The following is a 3,786-nucleotide window of genomic DNA, read 5'->3' as shown; positions in this document are numbered from 1 at the left end:
TGCCTCATCGCTAACTTTGCAACAGTGCCCACCGTTGAACGTCACATCCGGGGCAAATGGGCCTGCGACAGCTGCGAGACGTTGATCCAGGCACCGGTGCCACCGCAGGTGATCGACAAAGGCATCCCCACCGCTGGCCTGCTGGCCCAGGTGCTGGTGGCCAAGTATGCCGACCATCTGCCGCTGTACCGTCAGGAACGCATGTTCGGCCGTGCCGGCCTGGAAATCCCGCGCTCCACCCTGGCCGAATGGGTGGGTGCCTGTGGTGTGCAGTTGCAGCCGCTGGTGGATGCGTTGAGAAATACTCTGCTGGAACACAGTGTTCTGCATGCCGATGAAACCCCGGTCAGCATGCTGGCCCCGGGCAAGAAGAAAACCCACAAGGCCTACGTCTGGGCCTACTGCACCACACCGTTTGCCGACCTGAAGGCAGCTATTTACGACTTCGCACCCAGCCGTGCAGGCGAACACGCCCGAACCTTCCTGGGTGACTGGCGGGGCAAGCTGGTCTGTGATGATTACGCTGGCTACAAGGCCGGGTTCGGCAACGGCATTACCGAAATCGGCTGTATGGCCCACGCCCGGCGCAAGTTCTATGACCTGCACGAGGCCAACAAGAGCGAATTGGCGGCCAAGGCCTTGGAATACATCGGTGGACTCTACGAGATCGAGCGGGAAACCAAAGATCTGCCACCGGATATGCGGCGGGAAATCCGGCAAACCAAAGCCAAACCCCTTGCCGATGCGCTGCATCAGTGGATGCTGGCCCATCGCCAGAAAGTGCCGGATGGCTCCGGCACGGCCAAAGCCCTGGATTACAGCCTCAAACGTTGGGAAGCGCTGACGCGCTACCTGGACGATGGCGCTGTGCCCATCGACAACAACTGGGTGGAAAACCAGATCCGACCCTGGGCGCTGGGGCGCAGCAATTGGCTGTTTGCGGGTTCACTGCGCAGTGGTCAACGTGCGGCTGCGGTCATGACCCTAATACAGTCAGCGAAGCTGAATCGGCATGATCCCTATGCCTACCTGAAGGATGTGCTGACTCGCCTGCCGACACAGAAGAACAACGCCATCGACGAGCTATTGCCCCACAACTGGAAACCGGCCATACCTAACAAGGTGTAGGCCGGACGTGTATGGAGAGCCTTCTTCGAAAGCTGGACAAGGTGCCAACTCTAGACGGCAGGATATGCCCTGGGAGATCGATGAGAGAAAGAGGAGGCCATAAGTAGAAAATTTCCCAAGCGACTGGTGGCTCGCTAGGCATACGTGTCGTGTTACTCCTAAGTTATTAGACACACTAGATTTTCCGGGCTTTGCTGGGCTGCGGGTGTCGCAGGTGTATGCCGCACGGAGATCGCAGTTAAACCTGATACTAGGCCGGCTCATGCACTAGCCGGATGTCGATTTCTCTGTCGACATACTTCCACTCCACCGAGGCCCGGAGTTCGGCCAAAAGCCTGTTAAAGCCCGGCTCATCAGACGGGGAATATTCGAACCACGTCAAGAAGTCGAAGGGTTCGCTCTCGCCCAGGTCCCGACAATGGTGGAGACGACGGGCCACAGCAGGGAGATATTGGAGCCCAATGTGAATGTGACGGGACTGCTCCTCAAAAATCTTCCGGCGTTCGTCTTGAGCCAGTCCCCACCATGAGGGGTTTTTCCGGATAGGGATCAGGGCGGCACAGGTGGCCTCTGCTCGACCCAAACTTGGCTGCTTCGCCACGAGACGATCCTTCTCTTCACGCACGACATAACGCTCGTTACTCGTTATCCCGCGAAGAAGCCATTTGGTGCCCAAAGGCTGCGGCGAAACAGAGCCAGCGGCTACGTCGAGCCGGGGGATTCCAGGGAGAGGGGCTCCCGCCACGGCATCCATCCGAACAACGCGCCAAACACCCGTTTCTCCACCAGCGAACGTAAATAATCGTGTATTCATCAGTTTCCTCTCAGGCCTTTCGCCTATTTCTCAGCCAACGCAAAACCGGCATTGCCCGGCGCAACCACTGAAACAAATATAAAAGGTTCGGGGCCAGAGTTCATTGCACCATGTACCTGCCCAGGTTTTGCGATCGCAATATCTCCAGCTTTAAGATGAGTGACTATGCCGTTACCTTGATGATATTCGGCTTCACCTGAGATAACCGTCCAAGTATCTTGGCCGTGAGGATGTACATGGGAAGCTATTTCCTGCCCAGGGTGGGCGTGCCAAACAACGACGACAGAGTCATTGGTTTCCAGAACAACCGAACGAATCGGTTCGCCGTTAGACGGACGAACATATTCATCCACCGAAAAAATCCGCGATTCAGTTTCTGCTCTCATGTTCACACCCATTTAAAACTGATTGGACACGTACTCTAAACGCAACTGCGCCTGGACAGCACATGAAGATATGTACCTAAGCGCCCTTCGGGAAAACTATGCTCTGGCGCACAGAGACCGTCAATACTCCGTCGTGGGTAGGCATGACATAACGGGAGGAGACGGGCGACGCTTTGGTCATATGTACATGAGAAGGTGGCTCGCCCGCTCGGCAGGGTTGTTGTCGATGGGCAGGTGTCCCCCTTTCGATGTAGCGGATCAGCTTTAACCAGTTGCTCGCAAGGCAATTGATTGCTTGCCCAAGGCACTTTGACGACGTGACCTGGGGAGGGGTTTTGTCCAGCCTAGCTTTCAGTTGCTCCAGGAAAGCCTGGCTTTGCGACTGGCGCGTCTGGTATCGCTGGGCATCGCCCGCCTCTTCCATGTCGCGCTCGATGCCGTAGAGCTTGTTGATAAGAGTCAGTGCCATCTCCGCTCGGCCGATCTTGCCCTTGGATTGAGTTTTCTGATGAACTTGCGCCGCGCATGCCCAGCAACCTATACGCTCGACGCCTTTCTGCCTCCAGGAGGCGCTGCGGCACCTCCTGGGTACGGCTAGCGGTGTAATTGAACAGGATGACCGGAAGATTTGGTGGGCCACCGCGATCTCCTCAGTAGCTATAGCCAAACAGGTTGGGTATGAGAAGTTCAAGGGGGGGCGAGCAAAGCCCCCGTTCCAATTGATTCTCTATTCCACACAAATGGCGATATAAGCCGGCGGGTGATGACGACCCTGGAAGCTCTGGCATCGAGAGTGGATGTCTACTCCATCGACGAGGCGTTTCTGGATCTGACCGGAATCGACCGGGTGGTAAGCTTCGAGCCTTTTGGTCGGCAGGCGATTTGGCTCAAGGTGGAATCACCGGACGGTTACGATACAACGGTCAACGCTTGCGCCTGCTGTCGATTGACACCCCGGAAACCTACAAGCCCAGGTGCGACGCCGAGCTGACGAAGGGCCGCGAGGCAACCGCACGCCTCCGCGAACTGGTTGCCAACGCTCAGCGCATCGAGGTTGTCGATTCCGGCCAAGCCGACAAGTACGACCGCCGCCTTGTTCACCTGCTGATCGACGGGCGGGACGTGGGGCAAACCCTCATGGCCGAGGGGTTAGCCGTTGAGTGGAGGCCCGGCCCGAATGCGTGGAGGGAACGCCGTCGCCACTGGTGCGGATACTGATCGCTTTTCAGCTTGAGCCAGGAGCGCCCCGCCGCAGTGATCGGCACTTGTGTCGATCCGAGGAGGCGCAAGAGCCACAAGCCCCTGATAGGACCACGTAACGCGGCCATGCCACTAGAGCACGGCCGCTTTTTTCTTTTAAAAACAAAAATATAAAAAAATCCTGTTGCTTGAGCCGGTGGTATTGTGGGCAACTGCCGACCTGTTGGCAGGGTGGGGGCAACCGCTCGCGGGTGTCCC

The 3,786-nt window shown here is 57.3% G+C and carries 4 protein-coding genes and 1 pseudogene; 2 read left to right on the top strand and 3 right to left on the bottom strand.

Annotated features, from left to right (window positions below; genetic code table 11):
* A partial coding sequence (gene tnpC, locus HMPREF9538_RS00705; RefSeq protein WP_009486464.1) for an IS66 family transposase occupies nt 1–1,128 on the top strand: 1,128 nt, incomplete at its 5' end.
* A 250-nt stretch (nt 1,129–1,378) separates the two neighbouring features.
* Here tnpC and HMPREF9538_RS00710 read toward each other — a convergent pair.
* From HMPREF9538_RS00710 to HMPREF9538_RS0128625, 3 genes and pseudogenes are all read right to left on the bottom strand, one after another.
* Nucleotides 1,379–1,942 carry a chlorite dismutase family protein gene (locus HMPREF9538_RS00710; protein WP_001097412.1) on the bottom strand — a complete coding sequence of 188 codons (564 nt, stop codon included), beginning with the start codon at nt 1,940–1,942 and terminating at the stop codon, nt 1,379–1,381.
* A gap of 23 nt (nt 1,943–1,965) precedes the next feature.
* On the bottom strand, nt 1,966–2,340 hold the full coding sequence (locus HMPREF9538_RS30805) for a cupin domain-containing protein (RefSeq protein ID WP_001348195.1): 375 nt from the start codon (nt 2,338–2,340) through the stop codon (nt 1,966–1,968).
* Between the two features lie 189 nt (nt 2,341–2,529).
* A pseudogene (locus HMPREF9538_RS0128625) lies at nt 2,530–2,966 on the bottom strand (IS66 family transposase); the annotation flags it as partial.
* Nucleotides 2,967–3,210: 244 nt separating this feature from the next.
* On the opposite strand from HMPREF9538_RS0128625, the gene HMPREF9538_RS00715 reads away from it, so the two are divergent.
* Complete coding sequence (locus HMPREF9538_RS00715; protein WP_000046891.1) at nt 3,211–3,546, top strand: thermonuclease family protein; 336 nt, start codon at nt 3,211–3,213, stop codon at nt 3,544–3,546.
* Nucleotides 3,547–3,786: the final 240 nt, after the last annotated feature.

The sequence above is a fragment of the Klebsiella sp. MS 92-3 genome, assembly GCF_000195655.1.
GTDB lineage: Bacteria > Pseudomonadota > Gammaproteobacteria > Enterobacterales > Enterobacteriaceae > Klebsiella > Klebsiella pneumoniae.
This window is presented reverse-complemented; position numbering and strand designations above follow the sequence as displayed.